The sequence below is a fragment of the Parabacteroides sp. PM6-13 genome, assembly GCF_029892605.1.
Classification (GTDB): Bacteria; Bacteroidota; Bacteroidia; order Bacteroidales; family Tannerellaceae; genus QVMG01.
Genome location: NZ_JARXWF010000017.1, coordinates 1 through 20,207, shown reverse-complemented (window position 1 = coordinate 20,207; position 20,207 = coordinate 1). Strand labels below are relative to the sequence as shown.

Genomic DNA, 20,207 nt, shown 5'->3' with positions numbered 1-20,207 from the left:
GACAGTAGGACTACCTTATATGAAAACTTTCTATTCATAATAGAATCAGTTAATTAAATTATCGTTTTACAATTTTTACTGCATCGGCCGCTACGCTACGCAAGCGACTTTCGTTTGTCAAGGTGACACGCAATGTGTCGGAGGCAATATAATAGGTGCCAATCTGTTCCCATCCATCGTTTGCACGTCGCAGGTTGAGGTAGGCATCTTCCATCTCTCCGTCGTAATCGATCTTGAAGTGATATTCTCCGTCGCCACCACGGCCACGACGTACATCCTCATTTCGATACACATAGTAATAGAGCTCGTAATGTCCTTCCGACGGAACGGGTACTTTCCACGTGGCTGTCTGACTTCCATTACCATTTTTTATAACATAAGCCGATCGGATATATTTTCCGTAATAGCCGGCATTCGTTGTAGCAGTCCATTGATAAGCCGGGCGCCACCAGGAGACACCTACATATTTGAAGGAGGTCTCCTCTTGCTTGTCGAGCCATTGGGTGAGCCAACCAACCCGTTCAGGTTCCGATAGGCTGAACAACGTACTATCTTCATTGTCGACAATCACTTCGCCCCATGTCTCGGGGATGCCGCCTTCCAGGATGTAATCGCCCTCTTGTGCCATTGAGACGCCTCGTTCCTGACGGATATTATTGATCGGTTGCGTCATGCTGTTCGGCAGATTCCCGGATATCATCGTATGGATCGTTACATTGCGGGGTGCCTCTTCCCAGACCGATACCAATTCTTTGGTCTGTCGGGGGGCAAGCCATACTTTCCGGTTAGTCCGCGGATCCCGATTTTCCATCATACGGCTGTTGTCCTGTATGTCGAGGTGGATAATCCCTTCCTGGTCGGAGTTGTTGCTGACGAGTATGTTCATCACAAAGGTCTCTTGTCCACGGTGAGTATATTTGGCAATATCGGCCGGCACAATCGTAAACACTGGGAGCGAAGTGGGTTTGTCCCAGGTCGCGATATGCGGCGAAATAGAGGCCCCGCTTATCTGCTCCAACGTATCGAGCATGGATTCAAACTGGATGTTATTGAAGTTGTTCCTGTCGAGGAAGGCATAGAGCGAGTCTCGGAATGCGGCTATCCCGATGTTGATTTCTGCCGGGGCAAACAGTCGGTTTGCCTTTAAGCCGATCACGCTACTCATCAGATCACGGTGCTCTTTGTCGGAAAGCAATTCGCGAAACGATAACTTTTCCATCAATAGATTGGCCTTCTCATTGTTGCTGATACCATTCACTTCACGCTCCCATCCCGAATTGTCGGATTTGTTTTGTAGGTAAAGCTCCACCAGGCGGTTGGCAATCGGCCATTCCGGTGAATAGATATTATACCGGAAGTTATATAACAATGGGAAGATGAAATAGGGATTGGCTTCCGAGGTAATATTCATCTCACCTCGTCCGCTGGATTGGTAGTTGTAATTGCCTTCTGCCCGCGAAAAAGAGTAAAGTACATCATTCAGTGTACGTATCTGTGCCTCTTCGTCGTTGATCTCCTGACCACGTCTTTTTGCCCATTGTTTCTGTCGGTCTGCCCGCTTTTTGAGATCGAAGTTTTCATCTTTCCAGTTGTTTTCCACCATGAGGATCATCTCCGGATGAATGGTCTCCTGAGCTTCCGACCAGGCATGCGGATAGGTGTAAAATTGAGCCGGCACTTCAATCAGGGAGAAACGCGAGAAGGGGTATTGTAGTTTGTATTGCCGCTCCATGTTCTCTTTGAAGTTCATCAATAGATGTGGAATGGTATCACGAATAGAATCGAACACGGCGACAAAATAGTCCTGTTTTTCCAAATGCCAGATGCTGTATTCGATGCTGTCGGGAGCCACTACGCTTTTTTGCTCATAACGACCGGCAAGCAAAGAGATAGCCTGCACAGGGTATTCGGGATGAAAGGTATAGCTGCCATCCTCTTCGGCAACTCCTTCACCTTGGGATAAAGGCGTGAGACCGGGCAGGGGTTTAACGTGCAATTGAAAACGACTGAAATAGTTTTGTTGCCAGTTGGGATTCTGATCACTATAAGCCGTGCCTGGACGGGGATACCAATAGGATTCCGGCGTAAACAACAGGTAAGAGGGTGTCTGGAAAGTATATTTTTTGTCGGCACTGAAAAGAAAAGCGCGGTTTTCTTTTTGCAAATCTTCTTCCGGTATATCCAGGTAACAGAAAGAGTTATCTACCGTTCCTTCATAAGTGATCTGTAAAGAAATTTTTTCTCCCGTGGAAAGTGTGCGTCCGAAGTCTATCGATAGGATCTGTTTTTCGCGCTCATAGGAAAGCGATTTGCCATGGGCGCTGATCTCTTTGACTTGAAGACCGGGGTTCAGGCAGAAGGTGAAAACCGAAGACTCTTCCAAGGCAACAGCCTGCATGGTGACTGTCGAGGAGATGGTTTGCGGATGTTGCTCTACGTCAATATGGTATTCGTCGATCACCATTTTAGGGTTGTTGACATACCGGTTGTTGATCTCTACATAGACCTTCCGGATATCGCTTTGCTGCATAATCGAATATACATGGCTGTAGCCAAAATATCCGGTGCCTCCTAATAAACAGATAGCCAGTATCAACCAGGGATAATGGCTTCGGGAGGAGCTTGGCAACCGGCGAAACAGGGAAATGGTAATACTGATAAATCCCAGACCGGCAAACAGGTAGATGGCACGGTGCGTAAGAATGGCCTCCAGGTTGGTGAATCCGACAAACGATGATTTTACGAGTGGCAGATAAAAGGTCATGTAATCAAAGAGATAATAGAACTTATCGTTGATATAGAAAAGCGTTAGTCCTACATATCCCAAGAGCAGAATAAAGGTCAACGCTTGATTCCCTAAGATCAACATCAGAAAGATCGATAGACCGATGATATAGATTAAGGTGGGGATACTGATGAAAAGGAGGTAGGTAAGGTAAGCACCCCAATCGGGCGTGACCCCTCCGATAAAAGAGAACAGGATTGACACTCCCATAACAAGGAGGTTGAGAAATAGGAACACCCGTAGGTTGCCCCATATCTTACCGATCACATATTCCGCGTTGCTGAGTGGGCGTACATAAAAGACCTCCGAAGTATCGAGCTTCTTGTCTCTCTTCAAGAAGTCAGACGCCAGGAAGATCGCGATCACCGCCTGTCCCATATTGAGAATGATCAGGTTGAAATAAGGAATATTGGAAGCAATGGATTTTATCGGCCACATGCCACCGCTGTCGGGAATCACAAAGACTGCCAGGTTCAGGATGGTAAGAATAAAGAGTACCAGTATCGTGAATATCTTAAAAAACCAACTCCTAAGCAGCAGTTTGCTTTCATATTTCGATACGGATCCTATGTTATGTATGAAATTAGTCATTCGTCCACCGGTTTAATTTACTTTCCATATAATAGACATAGGCATGCTCCAGATTGGGCGGAAAGGGTTCAGCATCATAGCCTTTTATTTCATCGGCTACTACCTGTACCTCCCAGCCTGTACCGGAGGGGATGGTGGAGATGACCGGATATTTTTTGTCCACATCGTGCAATTGGTCGCCATTGATCTGGATGCGCCATACCTTGCCCTCGGCCTGCTTGAGCATATCTTCCGGAGAACCGTAGTAAGACACCTCTCCTTTGTTCATCAATGCCATACATTTACAACTACTCGAGATATCCCCCACAATATGGGTCGATAGGATGATCGTTACATCCTGTTCGCTGACGGCTGTCAATAGGTTGCGGAAACGGATACGTTCCTCCGGGTCCAATCCGGTGGTAGGCTCATCCACGATAATAACTTTGGGATTATGGATCAATGCCTGCGCAATACCCAGGCGACGTTTCATCCCCCCAGATAGTTTATTGGCATAACGCTCACGCACATCAAACAAACCGACGCTTTCCAACATGGCATCGACCGCCTCTTTGCGTTTGCGGCGGTTACTCATGCCCGAAAGGCGGGCGGCATAATCCAGAAACTCGTAGGTTTTATATTTGGCGAAGAAACGGAAATCCTGTGGCAGGTAGCCCAATAGACTTCGAACCTCCTGGCGCTCTTTCAACAAGTCATGCCCGAACACATTAACCTCTCCCGAACTGGGTTCCATCAGGGCAACAAGAATTCGCATCAACGTGGATTTTCCGGCTCCGTTAGGGCCCAATAGCCCAAACATACCGGTTGGTATTTCCAGGTTTATATCTTTCAATGCATGATTGCCGTTAGGATAAATTTTGTTTAACCCCTTAATTGATATGCTCATTAGCGCAGTGTAGTAGTCGTTTGATTACATTCAGAACGACAAATATAGGAGGATATTGTGGCTAATGCAAGAGTATCAAGCGATTTAATGTGACTTTCAAAAGAAATATCTTTCTTATTCTTATCTTTGGTTCATAAAATGAAACAATGGCTGCGGTATGTGCTTTCAGAGTTGGGGAATGCCGGCGGTCGCAACAAGTAAAATATGCGTATTATAGAAACCATTCAGAAGCGACGTTCCGTTCGCACGTACACCGGTGAGCCTTTGCGGGAGGAGCATCTGACCCTGATCCGACAATATATCGATCAATTGCAAGCCCCGTTTGGCGTGAAGGCGAGGATCGAGTTGATACATACAAATCCCGATGTGGAGCCTATCAAATTAGGCACCTACGGATGGGTGAAAGGGGCGTGCGACTATTTGGTGTTGATCTATGAAGAGGCGCCTTTTGCCGAGACTGCGGCAGCTTATATGTTTGAAGAGGCGGTTCTGTTTTGCACCGATCTGGGATTAGGCACCTGTTGGCTGGGTGGTTCTTTCAGTCGGGGAGACTTCAAAAAGCAGGTAGAGCTCGGGCCGAATGAAAAGCTTAGGATTGTCTCACCCGTTGGTTACCCGGCTGACGCGAAACGGTTTCTGGAAAAATATATCGTCCGAGCAGATAAGAATCATAACTCCCGCAAGCCTTTTGGGGAACTTTTCTTTGAGAAAAATTTCAATCATCCGTTGACTGCCGCCCAGGCCGGACCTTTCGCTCAACCGCTTGAAATGGTTCGCTTGGCACCTTCGGCTAACAATAAACAGGAATGGCGTGTCTTGCTTGATGACCAGACCTTGCACTTTTACAAAAAGCCTTACCTCTCCTTCGACTCCATCGACCTCGGTATTGCCCTTTGCCACTTTGAACTTAGCTGTCGGGAATTGGGCATCGCTGGTCATTATGAGATCCTTAAGGAATTTCCGAAGAATGAGACATTGCCCTATGTGATTTCATGGATTCCGGAAAGATGAATAAAAAATACGCATTTGACGCCGAGATCAAGAAAGTGCCGGATATCGACGGGGCTTATGTGGAAATTCCTTTCGATGTGAAAGCGGAATTCGGGAAAGGACGGGTGCCTGTTCATGCCACTTTTGATGGTGTTCCTTACCAGGGGAGTGTTGTCAGAATGGGTACACCCTGTCATATTATCGGTATACGGAAGGAGATACGCCGACAAATCAATAAGCAGCCCGGCGATATAGTTCATGTAACGATTGAAGAAAGAGTGTGATATCTGAAATGATCACCTTCCGAACCATTCCTTAAACTCGCTTACCCGTGATTTGGTGACCAGGATTTTATCTTTTGTGGGTATGATAAGATTGATCGCCAGTCGTCCGTTGAACCAGTAATCCATATCTTTCACCGCCTCTTTAGCGATGATGTATTGTCTGTTGGCACGGAAGAAATGGGTGGGATCCAGGCTGTCTGTCAATTCTTCGAGGGTATGGGGAATCGTGTAGGTGTCGTTCTTTTTGCTAAGCGCCTTCACCACTCCGTTGTCGATATAGAAGCAGGCAATAGAAGCGGTCGACAGTGGCAGGAGTTTACTCCCTTTATTGGGGATAAGAAAGTAGTTTTTGTATTGCTTTTGCCGGTTCATCGATTGGATCAGTTCCGATAACGAGTGACTCTCCGGCGGATTGGTTTCCGTGAGTAAACGTAATTTATCGAAAGCGCGCATCATCTCTTTCTCGCCAATGGGTTTTAATAGGTAGTCGATGCTGTTCACCTTGAAAGCACGGAGCGCATATTCGTCGTAAGCGGTGGTGAAGATGATCGGACAGCTGATTTTGACATGTTCGAATATCTCGAAAGCGGAACCATCAGCCAGGTGAATGTCCATAAAAATAAGCTCCGGCATAGGGTTCGCCTGTAGCCATTTTATACTTTCAACGATCGAATCGGTGGTGCCCACGATATGGCACTGAGGAGCCACATCGCTTAACAAGGCTTTCAGGTTGTTTACCGCCGCCTTTTCATCTTCAATAATCAGTGTTCTCATAGGTTTCCCGGATGTATTAAAGGAATGCTGACGCAAAACTTGTTTTCATTCCTATCAATCGTTATCTCTTTATCAAAAAGCAGGCGGTAGCGTTTCACCAGGTTATCCAATCCGATGCCCGTGCCCGAACTGTCGGTCAGCTTGGGTTGTCTGGGATTGCAGACATATAACAGGCCGTCGTCGGTGGTGTATATACTTACTTTCAATGGATGCCGGTTGCTGATCTCATTGTGCTTGACGGCATTTTCTATCAATACCTGCAACGACATCGGCGGAAGCAGGTAACTGTTAAAGCGTTTATCGGTCTCTATCTCAAAGACAAGGTTATCTTCGTAACGCATTTCCAACAGGAAGGTGTAGCCTTCAGTAAATTCAAGTTCTCGGGCAAGCGTGGTATGCTTTGAGTCGTTCTCTTGGAGCATATACCGAAGTACATTGGAAAGCTCCTGGGTATAGTTTTGTGCCTTCACAGGCTCTTCGCGTATAAGCGACCGCAGGGTATTGAGCGAGTTAAAAAGCATGTGCGGGTTTAACTGACTTTTGAGCGATTCATACTGACTAAGGATGTTCTCAAGTTTCAGTTGCTGGTTTTCCAACAGGATTTTTTGCTGGCGGCGGGTGATATAAATGATATAACAGCAACCGGTCACTACGCCCGAAATAATAAAATCGCGGATAGGGTGCAGATAGTGGTGCGCCGTAGACTGCACAGCCAGAATATTAAACGATTCATGCAAATGGTAGAATAAATTGCTTAATATCGTGCTCGCCAGCCAACAGAGTAGAAAAGAAAATATGAGTTTTTGCCAACTGATCTTTGCCGTTGTTTCGTTGAACCGGAAAACAACCGTTGTCAACCAGAACAGGAAAAGAAGCGACACGAAGGAATAGAAGATCTCATTGACCACTTCCAGTGTTTGAATGCCCGGGAAAACATTATGGTTCTCGAGATCACCCAATAGATTGATAATCTCAGGAATATGAATCAGGAAGCTTACTGCCACCGATATGATAACCAGCGACCACCTGTATTTACTCCCGTATTTCTTTCCGGTATCGACCATATGTGACAAAAGTAGTTATTTTTGCACAATCCTTGCGTTAATATACATACCTGGACGAAACAGTTCGTTGTTTTCCATTACTTTGGCATACACTTCGAGCGAGCGGTTGACGTTATCGACAGCCTGTCCGACAGAGATAATCTCGCCTTCAAATATCTCATCGCCCATGCCGTTCACGCGGAACTCAATGCGGTGGCCTGTCTTTATTTTGCCTAAGTCTTTTTCGTATGCTATCAGTTTGATCAACGTATTGTTCTTGTCGATGATCTCACAGAGGGGTTCTCCGGCCGCGATATGTTTGCCGAGATTCATCTGCAGGTTGGAGATATAACCGCTTATGGGGGCATGTACTTCAAGTAGAGGCAATATGCCGTTTGCCTGCAACGCCTGCGTCGATACGCCAAATATACTCAGTTGCGCCGCTGCTGCCTCTTTCCGGCTTTTCATCGACAGGTAATCGGCTTTGCTTTGCTGGAATTTCTTTTGTGAGGCAGCTGCTTCGCGGGAGAGCAGCTCCTGTCGTTTGTATTCCGCCTCCAGATAGTCGCATTGAGCGGCCGCATCGAGGTAGTTATGCTGCAAGTCAATAAATTCCGGGTTTTCAAGCGTAGCCAACAGTTCGCCTTTGCGTACATATTGGCCGGGTAACAGGGAGGTATTCTTTACGATGCCGTCGAGCGACAGGGTAACGGAGGCATGACGTTGTGGCGAAAGTACAAAGGTGCCATTGAATGTAACATCCTTTGCCAATGATGTAGCGGATGTGGTTGCATCTGTTATCACTGCATCGTTCACTTCGGGTTCAATCGCAATGGCTTCCGTTCTTACTTCGTTTACCTCTTCGGCTTTTTTGTTTCCGGTACTACTGCATCCCACGGTCAATAACAGGGTGGCGATTACAGGTATATAAATCGTTTTCATCACTTATTCAATTAGTTATTATATAATTCATATTCCAACGCTGATACATTGTATTGATAAATCATCTCTATATACGACTGCTTTATCTCCAAGGCACTGTTCATGCTCTGTATAAAATCGCTGATATCCGTCTCATTATATTTCAGTTGCAGTTCGGCAGCGCGTATCATTGCTTCTGCTTCGGGCAGGGCGGAGGTTTCGAAGAAACGGATGCTCTCGTCATACTTACGCAATTCTGCTTTCAGTTCATATACTTTGTTATTCAGTTGACGCACATTATCCTCCGCCTCATACCCTGCAATACGGGCTTCCAGCTTGGCCTGTTTCACCCGGCTCGACTGCGCGTTGAATACAAGTGGAAGAGAAACTCCCACCGTCCAGGAGTGTAATCCTTTATCGGGCAAGATATTCTGTCGCTGATAACCCACCGAAAACTCAGGGAAGAAGCGACTCCTTTCGATGCGAACTTGTGCTGCAGATTCGGATTGTTTGCTGTTGAAGTAAGAGAGATGGTCATAAGAGAGCTCCGCACACATGATATCCGCCTCATATTTCTTTAATAGGGTATCAGCCGGAACAACCGGAACATCGGAAAAACAAACCCATTGCAGGCGGGCTGCAGCCACCTTACACTCCTCTTCCGCCTGGAAAACCCTGTTCTTCATCGAGGCAGCCTGTGCCGCAGTCATATTCTTTTCCAACAGGGTGATTTCCCCTTGCTGATAACGCAGGTCGCCGGTACGCAGAAGCAGTTCCGCCAGTTGGTTTTGTTCGCCCAACATTTGCTTTTTGTGGTAGGCATACTGGTAGTAAGCCCAGGCACGTTTCGCTTCGGCTGTTACCTCTTTTTCTACCATATTGCGGTAAAAAGTAGCGCTGTTTACCTGATGTTTTACAAGCGAGTTCTTATAGAAAGGAGTGACAAGCGAACCGATCGATTGCGAGATGCCCAGTTCGCGGTCGTTGCGGTTGGTGCCGTTGAGCTGTCCCCAGGAGTAGTCGAACGAGGTAGCCCCCAAATCCCATGATTCACCCCGGGCGGCTTTGTTACGTTCAATATCCATCGTCGCCGCTTTCAGGCGGGGATTGTTTTGTTTCGCCATACTGATCACCTCCTCCAGGGTGACTGTCTGTTGTGCCTGCATGCCTCCAGATAGCATCAACAGAAGAATAATCAGACCCGCAACGGGCAGAGTTTTTCTTTTCTTCCATTTACGCATACACACATTGAACACGCCGATAAGCCGGTAAAACACCGGAATGATAATAAGCGTAAGGAATGTCGACACCAATAATCCGCCGATAACAACCGTTGCCAACGGACGTTGTACCTCAGCCCCTGCCGAAGTGGCTATCGCCATCGGCACAAAACCGAGCGAAGCAACCAAGCCAGTAAGGAATACGGGGCGCAATAGATGCGGGGTTCCTTTTTTTATGATTTTATCTGTTGCCATTTTATAAGTAGTTCCTTTCGATAATGCCTTGAAATGGTTCAGCATAAGGATGCCGTTAAGCACCGAGACGCCAAACAAGGCAATAAATCCTACGCCCGCCGAGATGCTGAAAGGTAATCCTCTGATCCAAAGAGCCAATACACCACCGATCATCGACAGGGGCACGGTGCTGAATACCACCAACGTATAGGTGAGGCTGCGGAAGGCAAAGAACAATAACAACAGGATAAGCAACAAGGCGATTGGGATAACAACCAACAGGGTGTCGATCGCATTCTGCAGATTCTCGAACTGTCCGCCATACTCGAAATAGTAACCGGGTTGTAGTTTTATGTTTTCATCGAGTATGGTTTGTATCTTTCCTACCACCTGTTGAATATCGGCATCGCGCACATTCACGCCAATCACGATACGCCGTTTGGTAGCATCGCGGTTAATCTGTAAAGGACCGCTGATAAGTTCCACTTCTGCCAGTTCGGTCACGGGGATTTGTATGCCATCGGCTGTGCGGACAAAGAATTTATTGAGGTTGAAATCCTCCACTTTCTCGTGGTCGAGGCGGACAACCAGGTCGAAGCGGCGTTCGTTTTCAAAAACGGTTCCGGCAACCTCTCCGGCATAAGCCGTGCGGATAATGTTATTGAGTTCTTCCACATCCACGCCGTAGCGCGCTAACTTGCTGCGGTCGTAGTTGACTACTAACTGCGGCAGACCCATCGTTTGCTCCACCAACACATCGTCGGCACCCGGCACCTGTTTGATATATTGGGATGCTTCGCGGGCTTTAGCGTAAAGTTCTTCCATATCTTCGCCATACAATTTGATGGCGATATCGGCTTTGGCACCCGTCATCAGTTCGTTGAAACGAAGCTGAATGGGTTGGCTGAAGTTGAACTCGACATCTGCAATCGTATCCAATGCGGCTTTCATCTTCTCCACCATCTCAGCGCGTGAATCGGCACTTGTCCATTCTTTAAAAGGTTTCATCACAATCATTATGTCGGCATCTTCGATCGCCATCGGGTCGGTAGGCACCTCTGCCGTACCGATCTTTGCCACCACATGTTTGATTTCGGGAAACTGATTTATCAGTATCTTTTCCGCCTGGTCGGACGCTTCGATACTGCGGGTGAGCGAGCTACCGGCCGGCAGAGTCATCTGCATGGCAAAGTCGCCCTCGTCGAGCGTCGGGATAAATTCGGCTCCCAGTTTAGTGAACAGCAATAGGCTACCTCCCAACGCCAGGAAGGCGATAACCAGAGTTGTCAGGCTGAAACGCAGGCATCGCTGCAACAGCCTGCGGTATAGTTTGTTCAAACCGTCGAAAAAGCGATCGGCGAAGGTACGTGTTTGCCTGATCGTTTTCTTCAGAAAGAGAGATGCCATCATAGGCACGTAGGTGAGCGACAAGATCAATGCACCGATAATACAGAACACCAATGTCTGTGCCATCGGCGTGAAGTATTTTCCTTCGATGCCTTGCAACATCAGAATCGGGAAGAATACCAACAGGATTATTAACACGGCGAAAGTAGCGGAATGCACCACGCCTTTCGTGCCGTTCACAATTTCATTATCCATAGATTGGGGCGAGAGTTTCTGCCCGTAGAATTGTTTCGTATAGAGGTGAGCCAGTATACCTTCGACAATCACAATGGAACCGTCGACCACAATACCGAAGTCGATTGCGCCAAGGCTCATCAGGTTGGCCGATACACCAAACAGGCGCATCATAATAAAACCGAAAAGCATCGACAATGGAATGACGGAGGCTACGATCAATCCCGCCCTGACATTACCCAGGAAGATTATCAACACCAGAAAAACAATCAATGCACCCTCCACCAGGTTGCGGATCACGGTAGATATATTGCGATCGACCAGTTCGGAACGATTCAGGTAAGGCTCTATACTCACTCCCTCGGGCAACATCTTCTGCACGAGCTCCACCCTTTTCTCCAGTTCGGCAGTTACCACATTGGCATTAGCACCTTTCAGCATCATCGCAATACCACCCACACATTCGCCCTGCCCATCTTTGGTCATCGCCCCAAAACGTTTAGGGGAACCGTAACGCACAACGCCGATATCATCGATATGAATAGGGATGCCGCCACGGTTGGTGATAACGACCTGTTCTATATCCGCCAGGCTTTTTATCATCCCTTCGGAACGTATATAATAGGCTTTGCCCTCTTTTTCGATATAACTTCCGCCGGTGTTCTGGTTGTTTTTATGCAGGGCTTCGAACACTTCGCCAATGGTGATATTCAAGGAATAAAGCGCATCGGGATCAACCGCCACCTCATATTGCTTCAGGTATCCGCCAAAGCTGTTTATCTCCACAATGCCGGGAATACCCGAAAGCTGCCGTTTGACAATCCAGTCCTGTATCGTTCGCAGTTCCATAGCATCATAGCGGTCTTCATACCCCGGCGCCACCTCCAACACATATTGATAGATCTCACCCAATCCGGTAGTGATAGGCATCAGTTCGGGCACACCCAGTTCAGCAGGTATCTCACCCGAAACGGTTTGAATCTGTTCATTGATCAGTTGCCGGGCATCCAATGTGGGCACATTCTCTTTGAACACCACCGTCACCAGCGAAAGTCCAAAGCGGGACACAGAACGTATCTCCACCACATTCATAATGTTACTCATCGCCACCTCGATGGGGAACGTAATCAATTGTTCCACCTCCTGCGGAGCAAGCGTAGGCGAAACAGTCACGATTTGCACCTGGTTGTTGGTAATATCCGGAACAGCATCTACAGGAAGGGTCAGCATGGCATAAATACCCGCTACCAGGAGTATCAGCGTCATAAATCCGATCAAGAGTTTCCGTTTGACCGAAAAACGTATTATTTTATCAAACATAACAATAGCCTTTACTAATTTTTAGGTAAAGGTAGGGCTGAATGCTCTCCATGCATATCGCCCTGTCCGTGAACCGTCCCGATTGGGGGTTGAGGTGGACGATTGGGAGGGTGGGTGTGAAACGTTATTTTGATTTGTATTTTACCTATTGGGTAATTGTCAAATTGATAGCAAAAACCCCATTTTGCTTTACAATATGATACGTTAAAAAGTGTTACTCCTGCGGGTAATTTAAAATACCCCTACGTTTTCGAAAAATTTCTCCCGCGATTTTGACAAAATGTCAAATTGGAATTTTCGGATTTTGGGATAATTGAAGGAGATAGGAGTGAGTCAAACGCCGCGTAGCGGCGACCTGTATCCAGCCCTGTGCGTAAGCGCAGGGGAGAGAATGATAAATAACAATGCGCCGCGTAGCGGTGCTATGTGGATGCGCTCTCATGTCGTGTATATAGCACCGCTACGCGGCGCTGACTGATGGACAAATACTTGACCCTGCGCTTACGCACAGGGCTGGATACAGGTCGCCGCTATGCGGCGTTTGGCCCATTTCCTATCTCCTATTTCCTATTTCCTCCTTCAAACCTCCCCCAATTCAAAAATCAACGGTCTGCAAATATGGAAGAGATAATAACAAAAGGAGTTGAGAATATATCCGCAGGAAATACTACAAAAAGAACCTATCCACAAACGGAATGATCAGGGCGGTCATGATGCCCATGATGCCGATGGCCAGACCGCTGATGGCGCCTTCCAGGGCTCCCATTTCCATGGCACGGGTAGTGCCCAGAGCATGAGAGGCTGAGCCGATGGCTAACCCTTTGGCAATTTTACTTTTAATGCCGATCGCGCGAAGTAGGATGGGGCCGATGAGACCGCCGAATATACCGCATATAACGACGAAGGCAACCGCCAGTTCGGGTATGCCGCCGGCATTTTCGGCAAGGCTGATGGCAATTGGTGTGGTGACCGATTTGGGCGCTAACGAGGCAACCAACGCTTTGTCGGCGCCAAAGGCCTTCGCGATTAATACCACACTGGCTATGCCGACAATGCTGCCGGCAAACACAGCTGTAAGCATAGACAGGACATTGCCTTTGATATATTCGATCTGCTCGTACAGAACATAACCCAACGCTACCACACTGGGGCCAAGCATAAAATTCAACACCTTGGTTTGCTCATAAAAGGTGCTGTATTCTATACCGGTGATTTTCAGAAAAGGGATAATGATCACCACCGAGATCAACAACGGCTGAAGCAGCGAAAACCGGAGTCGCTTGTAGATATAAACGCCGAATAGGAAGGTGCCGAAAACCAGGCAAAGCAGAAATACCTCGCCGGAAAGCAAGCCTTTGAGTTTTTCTATCAGCTGTTCATTCATTTCTTGGTCCTCCTTTTTTCAAAGTTGTCCTGCACAACGGCGACGACAATAAGTGTGAGTATCGTACTTATGATAATCGCCAGGGAAATGGTCCAGATGGATCGGGAGATGTATTCCGCGTAGGCCATCAGTCCTACTGCCGGCGGAATAAAAAAGACAGCCATGTTTTTGGTAATGACTGTGGCGGCGTCCCTGACATATTCGGGTTTCACCAGTTTGAAATACAGGCTGAGGAAAAGCAGGATCATACCGATCACGCTTCCGGGAATAAACCCGTTGATAAACAGGCTGCATACTTCACCGAGGAAGTAGAACAGGAGAATATTGAAAAGCCCTTTTATCATAGCAGTAACGTTTAAAAACGGCGCAAAGGTAGACAATTCATTCGTCAGTAAATCCAAATTGTTTGTACATTTACCGACAGAAACCTAAAAAGGAGGAACAAGATGGCTATAAAACGTTTCGGCGTCTCTTTGGAAGACGAATTGTTGGAATCATTGGATGCGTACGTGAAGGGGAATGGTTTTTCGAACCGCTCGCAGGCGATTCGTTTCCTGGTAGAAAAGAATGTGGCCGAACAGAAATGGCAGTGCAACCATATTGTAGCCGGGACGATCATCGTTATGTATGACCAGAAAAAGAAAGAGATCGTTTCGCGGATTACCAATATTCAACAAGACTACAAAGATGTGATCCTGTCGTCCTCCCAATATTATATCAACCAAAACTTCTGTCTTCACATCGTAACGGTTATGGGTGAGGCCTATCGGCTGACTGAACTCTCTGATCATCTGACCACAATCAAAGGGATTAAGCACGGCAAATTGGTTATGAGCCGGGCTGATTGATCTGGTTTGTTGCTTTTTTATACACTATTCGTGGCACTATTTGTAAATATTATGTCACCATAGTAACACAACGTGTGTGAATTGTGTTACTTTTGTGGCGGTAATAAATCAAAAAAGGAAGTCATATAAGTATGAAATCACAACAATACCTTTGTTCTATTCTATTGGTCATGTCGGGTTGTTTTACAAAGCTATCCGCACAAGATTCCTACACAGCGCAAGATTCAATCCTTTTGCAGGAGGTTGTAGTTTCCGCGACTAAAACGGAGGTCACTCGCAACCAGATACCTTTGAGTATTTCGGTGGTCGATCGTCCGGCGTTGCAGGAGAGTACGGAAACGGGGGTTCTATCTATTCTTTCGGAGCAGGTGCCGGGAGTTTTTGTCACCGAAAGAGGTGTCACGGGCTATGGTATTAGCTCCGGATCGGCCGGTTCCGTTAGTATTCATGGAGTAGGAGGGGGCAATAAAGTGTTGATGCTGTTTGATGGGCAACCGATGTGGGCCGGTGTTTTTGGACACCATGTGCCGGATGTCTATGTGGCCTCTGATGCCGAGAAGGTGGAGGTGATTCGTGGACCGGGCTCGTTGTTGTATGGCTCGAATGCGATGGGTGGAGTGATCAACGTGATTACCCGAAAGGCCAAAGAAGATGGCTTGCACGGACAGGGACGGGTGATGTATGGATCGTACGACACCTGGAAATTCATGGGCAATGCTGGTTATAAGAAAAATAAATTCAATGCCTACCTGTCGTTGAATAGGGATCAGACCGACGGGCAAAGGGATAATTCTTCGTTCTATATTAACAATGGGTATCTGCGGTTGGGCTATCACTTCTCGAACAACTGGAATATGAATGGAAGCGCTGTACTGGCCGATTTCAAGGTACACAACCCGGGGCCTGTTCAGGCGCTTATGTATGAAAACTGGGCGAAGGCATTGCGCACCACCTATTCGGTGACGGTGAATAATGTATATGAAAAGATGAGCGGTTCGCTGCAGGCCTATTACAATAGCGGGCAACATAAAATAAATGATGGGCATACGGCGGAGGAATCACCGCAGACCTCTTATTTCCGGTCGGATGACTACAATATGGGTATGGCGCTCTACGAATCGTTCCGGCTCTTGGATGGCAATGTGTTCACGATCGGATTGGATGCCAAACAATGGGGCGGAAAGGCGTGGAATGAGGATTTTGATGGAAACGAACTCGTGCAACATGTCGACAAAAAGGTGAATGAGTTTGCCGCCTATGTGGTGGCTCAGCAGACCTTGTTCGACAAGCTGGTATTGAACGCCGGGGTGCGTTTGGAAAATAATGAAATATTCGGTAACGAATGGGTGCCCCAAGCAGGGATCTCCTATCAACTGAATGATCAGGCAACCCTGAAAGCATCCCTCTCAAAAGGCTTTAGAAGTCCTAATATCCGTGAGCTCTATATGTGGGGCTTGTCGCCCAATCCGGATCTGCGCCCGGAATCCATGCTCAATTATGATATCTCCTATATGCAATCCTTGTTGAATAACCGCTTGCATGTAGAGGTAACAGCCTATTTTGCCAAAGGGAAAAACCAGATTGTACCGGGAAAGGTTGGCGATAAACAGATGAGTTATAACTCCGGCGCTTTCCGAAACAGAGGATTTGACGTGGGAGTCAACTACCAGATACGACCCAACCTGAAATTGTCGGGTAACTATAGCTTCCTCGACTCCGACATCCGGGTGGAAGCAGCTCCGAAGCATAAGGCTTACCTGGGGCTGCACTGGCGGGTGAAGAAGTTTACCCTTTCGCCGGGCATGCAGTATGTGGATGGATTGTATGTGGGCAAAAATAACGGACAGGATATGATGGAATCGTACGCCTTGCTCAACTGCAAACTGGCTTACAAGCCGACACCCTGGATGAATCTTTTCCTGAATGGGGAGAATCTGACGGACACCTCGTACCAGAATATGTATGGCTACCCCATGCCGGGCGTGGTGGTATTAGGAGGAATCGATGTGACGTTTTGATCGGATACATACAAAAAAGCCCGGAAACAAAATGATTTCCGGGCTTTTTTGTATCTGTAAAGTAGCTTATTTATTCAATAAGAAGCTATCTATTTGTTCGATAAACTTATCTTTGGGCAATGCTCCCTGCGCCATCATGGGTTGTCCGCTTACCGGAACAAACAATAGCGAAGGTATGCTTTGAATACCAAAGAGAGCCGCCAGCTCTTTTTCGTTGTCTACGTTTATTTTATAGATGATGATATCCTCTTTGTATTCAGCTGCCAGTTCCGCCAGGATAGGGGCGATTTTTTTGCAGGGAGGGCACCAGTCGGCATAGAAATCGATGATACAAGGCTTGTCTCCTTCGTACACCCAGTTGTCGGTATTCTTCTCAAAGTTAAATACCTTCGCGATAAAATCTGCCTTATTTAATACGATCACCTCTCCGGTCTTAGCCTTTTCTGCCGAGTTGTCACCCGTCTTAGCCGACAAAGTGCAGCTAACAGAAATCAGCAACACCATCACAAAAAATAAACTCTTTACATTATTCATAAATTATTCATCCTATATAATTACCCTACAAAGGTAGAAATAAATAACTTATCCACAGATGTCCGATTCCCTAAAAGAAAATAATAAAGAGAAAAAGAAAAAAATCTTCCCCAACCCGTAGGAAGTATCAAAAAAATGCCTACATTTGCACCGCGTTTGAAACAAAACCCAAGCGCAAACATACTGAAACGACTGGAGAGATGGCAGAGTGGTCGATTGCGGCGGTCTTGAAAACCGTTGAACTGAGAGGTTCCGGGGGTTCGAATCCCTCTCTCTCCGCCAAGCTGAAAGGCAAAATCAAACAAAGCACCGTAAATCAAACGATTACGGTGCTTTTTCTTTTAGGGCGGTTAGCAAAAAAGAGTGAATCTTTAAACCTACAAAATTTGGCCCGATCAAGTCCTAACTTTGGGTCAGCAGATTTTTCACAAAGCAGTATCCCTGTCCCTTTCTCCTTACAAAACGGCCAACAGGAATCGCCGGTTCTGCTTTGGGGCAAACCGGCGATTATAGCCGCGCAACGAGGCGCGGATGGCGATGAGGGGCGTCCGTGGGATTGGCGCCCCGATTATTTGACAATTACCAAAGTTGGTGAATCTGACGGCGGATGTTGTTGTCGTAGACCGCTTGGACGGTTGCCATTTCTTCGTTGGTGAAGGGTGGGAGGGAAGAGGCGGCTGCGTTCTCGATGATTTGCCTGGGCGAACTGGCTCCGGGGATGACGGTACTCACTTCGGGGAACATCAGGATGTAGCGCAGGGCTTTGGCTGATAGGTTTTCAACGCCTAAGGATGCTTTTAGCTCTTGCGCCGCCTTAATGCCGGTCAGGTAGTCTATGCCGGAGAAGGTCTCTCCTTTATCGAAGAAGTCGCCGTTGCGGTTGAAGGAGCGGTGGTCGTCCTTACCGAAAGCGGTGTTTTCGGTATATTTCCCAGTCAGGAGTCCGCTGGCTAAGGGCACGCGCACGATGATGCCTACGTTGGCTTCCCGTGCTTTGGCGAATAATTCCTCGGCAGGTTTCAGGCGGAACATGTTAAAGATGATCTCGATAGCAGAAATGTCATAGGCCAGGGCGGCTAAGGCTTCGTCGACGCGTTCCACACTCACGCCATAGTGTCGGATAGCACCCTGCTGCTTCAGCTTGTCTAATGCCTTGAAGACCTCCGGCTTGTGATAGACCTCGGTGGGAGGGCAATGCAGGAGCACCAGGTCGAGGCTCTCCACCCCCATGTTCTGGATCGATTCGGATACAAAGCGGGTGATGTTTTCCTCGGTATAGCCTTCCGCTACGTGGGGGTTCAGTTTGCGCCCGCATTTGGTTACGACATAGATCTTATCCTTCTTTGTTTTCAGGAACTTGCCAATACTTTTCTCGCTCATTCCGTTCTGATAGATGTCGGCCGTGTCGAAGAAGTTAACGCCCTGCTCGTAAGCCGCTTCCAGGGTATCCTGCGCTGTTTGTTCATCAAAGGCATCGCCCCACTTTGAGCCCAATTGCCAAGTACCAAGCGAAACCTCGCTTACCTTAAATCCCGTTTTACCTAAAACTCGATATTCCATACTATTCATTAATTTGTTGTGTCGATTGCTTTGCGACTGTTTTATCTCCTTGCAAAGATAGAATACATAATACGCCTGGGCAATATATGAAAAAATAATCATATACTGACTAATTTGTTCCTATACTGATTATCAATGCCTAATAGATGACTATCTTTGCCGTACAAAATGATTCGTCTATGTATAAGCGTAAACTTCCGTTAGATTTGTCCTGCGGCATCCGTATCGTAATGAGTATTATCGGATCAAAGTGGAAACCCTGCCTGATCGATGCGCTGAGGGAGTCGCCCAAGCGTCCGAGTGAGCTTCACCGCGAGATACCCGACGCCGTCTCACGGGTGCTGAACCAAAACCTAAGGGAATTGGAGGAGCATGGCATCGTTGAGAAGAAGATCTTTGCCGAGCTTCCTCCCCATAGCGAATACGCTCTGACTGAATTGGGGAAAAGCTTGCTGCCGATTATAGATAGTATGGACGACTGGGGCGAAAGGAACCGGCCGACGTTTGAGAAGCTGATGCTTTGACGACAAACAAAATGCACTCATTTTCGCTAATATATTATCATTTTGTTACTCGGGATTAGCGGCGGGGTATAAACGGCAATTTCTTATCTTTCTCAATTAAAGCACTATAAACCGTAAGCCTTTTTTGTGCTTAGATGCTACCCACATCGAAGGCATATCGAAGGCATATCGAAGGCAGACGGGAAAGGAGCAGAGAGTAAGGAGAAAGGAACAAGGAGAAGGGAGAAAGAAAAATTCTCTTAAGAGGAGAAAGGGGAGAGGTGGAAGGAGAAAGGAGAAGGGAGAAAGGAGAAAGAAGATTTCGAGGCTGTAATTTGAACTGTGTCAGCAAAGCGTAATAAAAGTATTAACTTTGCTAACACAGTTTTTTTTATGGAAGATTTTAATTTTGAAGAGATTAAAAACAAGGCATTGGAACAGCTAAGGTCTGGCAAATCCTTGTTGGGGAAAGACGGAGCGTTTGCTCCATTATTGGAAAGTATCTTAAATGCTGCCTTGGAAGGAGAAATGGATGCTCATTTAGATCCTGATGAGCGTGAGTCAGGAAATCGGCGCAACGGCAAAATGCACAAGCAGGTTCAAACACCTTTAGGTGAAGTTACTGTATCCACTCCTCGTGATCGCAACTCCACCTTTGATCCTCAGTTTATCAAGAAACGTGAAACCATCTTAGCTGATAATGTTGCTGACCGAATTATCGGTTTGTATGC

General features: G+C 47.0%; 16 protein-coding genes and 1 tRNA gene. 7 read left to right on the top strand and 10 right to left on the bottom strand.

The annotated features are described in order from the left end of the window. Positions 1–58: 58 nt before the first annotated feature. Both M2134_RS14085 and M2134_RS14080 read right to left on the bottom strand, forming a co-directional pair. Positions 59–3,376: a xanthan lyase gene (locus M2134_RS14085; RefSeq protein ID WP_280752178.1), complete on the bottom strand. Its 3,318-nt coding sequence runs from the start codon at positions 3,374–3,376 to the stop codon at positions 59–61. Next, positions 3,369–4,262: an ABC transporter ATP-binding protein gene (locus tag M2134_RS14080; RefSeq protein WP_280752177.1), complete on the bottom strand. Its 894-nt coding sequence runs from the start codon at positions 4,260–4,262 to the stop codon at positions 3,369–3,371. Before M2134_RS14080 ends, M2134_RS14085 begins: the two co-directional genes overlap by 8 nt. A 204-nt stretch (positions 4,263–4,466) precedes the next feature. Here M2134_RS14080 and M2134_RS14075 point away from each other — a divergent pair, with 204 nt between their 5' ends. After that, positions 4,467–5,273: a nitroreductase family protein gene (locus M2134_RS14075; protein WP_280752176.1), complete on the top strand. Its 807-nt coding sequence runs from the start codon at positions 4,467–4,469 to the stop codon at positions 5,271–5,273. Next, positions 5,270–5,536, top strand: a complete 267-nt coding sequence (locus M2134_RS14070; protein WP_280752175.1) for a DUF1905 domain-containing protein — start codon at positions 5,270–5,272, stop codon at positions 5,534–5,536. The genes M2134_RS14075 and M2134_RS14070 overlap by 4 nt, the downstream gene beginning before the upstream one ends. A 12-nt stretch (positions 5,537–5,548) precedes the next feature. Here M2134_RS14070 and M2134_RS14065 read toward each other — a convergent pair whose 3' ends face one another. The 6 genes from M2134_RS14065 to M2134_RS14040 form a co-directional block, all read right to left on the bottom strand. Then, positions 5,549–6,310 carry a LytTR family DNA-binding domain-containing protein gene (locus tag M2134_RS14065; protein WP_280752174.1) on the bottom strand — a complete coding sequence of 254 codons (762 nt, stop codon included), beginning with the start codon at positions 6,308–6,310 and terminating at the stop codon, positions 5,549–5,551. After that, positions 6,307–7,374 carry a histidine kinase gene (locus M2134_RS14060; RefSeq protein ID WP_280752213.1) on the bottom strand — a complete coding sequence of 356 codons (1,068 nt, stop codon included), beginning with the start codon at positions 7,372–7,374 and terminating at the stop codon, positions 6,307–6,309. Before M2134_RS14060 ends, M2134_RS14065 begins: the two co-directional genes overlap by 4 nt. A 15-nt stretch (positions 7,375–7,389) precedes the next feature. Further along, complete coding sequence (locus tag M2134_RS14055) at positions 7,390–8,295, bottom strand: efflux RND transporter periplasmic adaptor subunit (RefSeq protein WP_280752173.1); 906 nt, start codon at positions 8,293–8,295, stop codon at positions 7,390–7,392. Positions 8,296–8,306: 11 nt separating this feature from the next. Then, positions 8,307–12,629: a CusA/CzcA family heavy metal efflux RND transporter gene (locus tag M2134_RS14050; RefSeq protein ID WP_280752172.1), complete on the bottom strand. Its 4,323-nt coding sequence runs from the start codon at positions 12,627–12,629 to the stop codon at positions 8,307–8,309. A gap of 667 nt (positions 12,630–13,296) precedes the next feature. After that, complete coding sequence (locus M2134_RS14045; protein ID WP_280752171.1) at positions 13,297–14,013, bottom strand: LrgB family protein; 717 nt, start codon at positions 14,011–14,013, stop codon at positions 13,297–13,299. Next, a complete protein-coding gene (locus M2134_RS14040; RefSeq protein ID WP_280752170.1) occupies positions 14,010–14,357 on the bottom strand; it encodes a CidA/LrgA family protein in 348 nt (115 codons plus the stop codon). Before M2134_RS14040 ends, M2134_RS14045 begins: the two co-directional genes overlap by 4 nt. A 102-nt stretch (positions 14,358–14,459) precedes the next feature. Between M2134_RS14040 and nikR the strand changes: the two genes are divergently transcribed. Next, positions 14,460–14,861, top strand: a complete 402-nt coding sequence (nikR, locus tag M2134_RS14035) for a nickel-responsive transcriptional regulator NikR (protein WP_280752169.1) — start codon at positions 14,460–14,462, stop codon at positions 14,859–14,861. A gap of 131 nt (positions 14,862–14,992) precedes the next feature. After that, positions 14,993–16,879, top strand: a complete 1,887-nt coding sequence (locus tag M2134_RS14030) for a TonB-dependent receptor (RefSeq protein WP_280752168.1) — start codon at positions 14,993–14,995, stop codon at positions 16,877–16,879. A gap of 66 nt (positions 16,880–16,945) precedes the next feature. On the opposite strand, the gene trxA is transcribed toward M2134_RS14030, so the two are convergent. Then, complete coding sequence (gene trxA, locus M2134_RS14025) at positions 16,946–17,413, bottom strand: thioredoxin (RefSeq protein WP_280752167.1); 468 nt, start codon at positions 17,411–17,413, stop codon at positions 16,946–16,948. 194 nt (positions 17,414–17,607) lie between these two features. On the opposite strand from trxA, the gene M2134_RS14020 reads away from it, so the two are divergent. Beyond that, positions 17,608–17,695, top strand: a tRNA-Ser gene (locus M2134_RS14020). 297 nt (positions 17,696–17,992) lie between these two features. Here the strand turns inward: M2134_RS14020 and M2134_RS14015 are convergent. After that, entirely contained in the window at positions 17,993–18,973 is a 981-nt protein-coding gene (locus M2134_RS14015) for an aldo/keto reductase (RefSeq protein WP_280752166.1), read from the bottom strand. A 179-nt stretch (positions 18,974–19,152) separates the two neighbouring features. Between M2134_RS14015 and M2134_RS14010 the strand changes: the two genes are divergently transcribed. Then, a complete protein-coding gene (locus tag M2134_RS14010; protein ID WP_280752165.1) occupies positions 19,153–19,497 on the top strand; it encodes a helix-turn-helix domain-containing protein in 345 nt (114 codons plus the stop codon). A 372-nt stretch (positions 19,498–19,869) separates the two neighbouring features. Continuing rightward, positions 19,870–20,207 (top strand): transposase (locus tag M2134_RS14005; RefSeq protein ID WP_280752164.1); only part of this gene is annotated, 338 nt, incomplete at its 3' end.

Excerpts from the sequence above, each read along its gene's own strand:
- M2134_RS14085 (WP_280752178.1), bottom strand. The coding sequence starts at position 3,376 with ATGACTAATTTCATACATAACATAGGATCCGTATCGAAATATGAAAGC.
- M2134_RS14080 (WP_280752177.1), bottom strand. The coding sequence starts at position 4,262 with ATGAGCATATCAATTAAGGGGTTAAACAAAATTTATCCTAACGGCAAT.
- M2134_RS14075 (WP_280752176.1), top strand. The coding sequence starts at position 4,467 with ATGCGTATTATAGAAACCATTCAGAAGCGACGTTCCGTTCGCACGTAC.
- M2134_RS14070 (WP_280752175.1), top strand. The coding sequence starts at position 5,270 with ATGAATAAAAAATACGCATTTGACGCCGAGATCAAGAAAGTGCCGGAT.
- M2134_RS14065 (WP_280752174.1), bottom strand. The coding sequence starts at position 6,310 with ATGAGAACACTGATTATTGAAGATGAAAAGGCGGCGGTAAACAACCTG.
- M2134_RS14060 (WP_280752213.1), bottom strand. The coding sequence starts at position 7,374 with ATGGTCGATACCGGAAAGAAATACGGGAGTAAATACAGGTGGTCGCTG.
- M2134_RS14055 (WP_280752173.1), bottom strand. The coding sequence starts at position 8,295 with ATGAAAACGATTTATATACCTGTAATCGCCACCCTGTTATTGACCGTG.
- M2134_RS14050 (WP_280752172.1), bottom strand. The coding sequence starts at position 12,629 with ATGTTTGATAAAATAATACGTTTTTCGGTCAAACGGAAACTCTTGATC.
- M2134_RS14045 (WP_280752171.1), bottom strand. The coding sequence starts at position 14,013 with ATGAATGAACAGCTGATAGAAAAACTCAAAGGCTTGCTTTCCGGCGAG.
- M2134_RS14040 (WP_280752170.1), bottom strand. The coding sequence starts at position 14,357 with ATGATAAAAGGGCTTTTCAATATTCTCCTGTTCTACTTCCTCGGTGAA.
- nikR (WP_280752169.1), top strand. The coding sequence starts at position 14,460 with ATGGCTATAAAACGTTTCGGCGTCTCTTTGGAAGACGAATTGTTGGAA.
- M2134_RS14030 (WP_280752168.1), top strand. The coding sequence starts at position 14,993 with ATGAAATCACAACAATACCTTTGTTCTATTCTATTGGTCATGTCGGGT.
- trxA (WP_280752167.1), bottom strand. The coding sequence starts at position 17,413 with ATGAATAATGTAAAGAGTTTATTTTTTGTGATGGTGTTGCTGATTTCT.
- M2134_RS14015 (WP_280752166.1), bottom strand. The coding sequence starts at position 18,973 with ATGGAATATCGAGTTTTAGGTAAAACGGGATTTAAGGTAAGCGAGGTT.
- M2134_RS14010 (WP_280752165.1), top strand. The coding sequence starts at position 19,153 with ATGTATAAGCGTAAACTTCCGTTAGATTTGTCCTGCGGCATCCGTATC.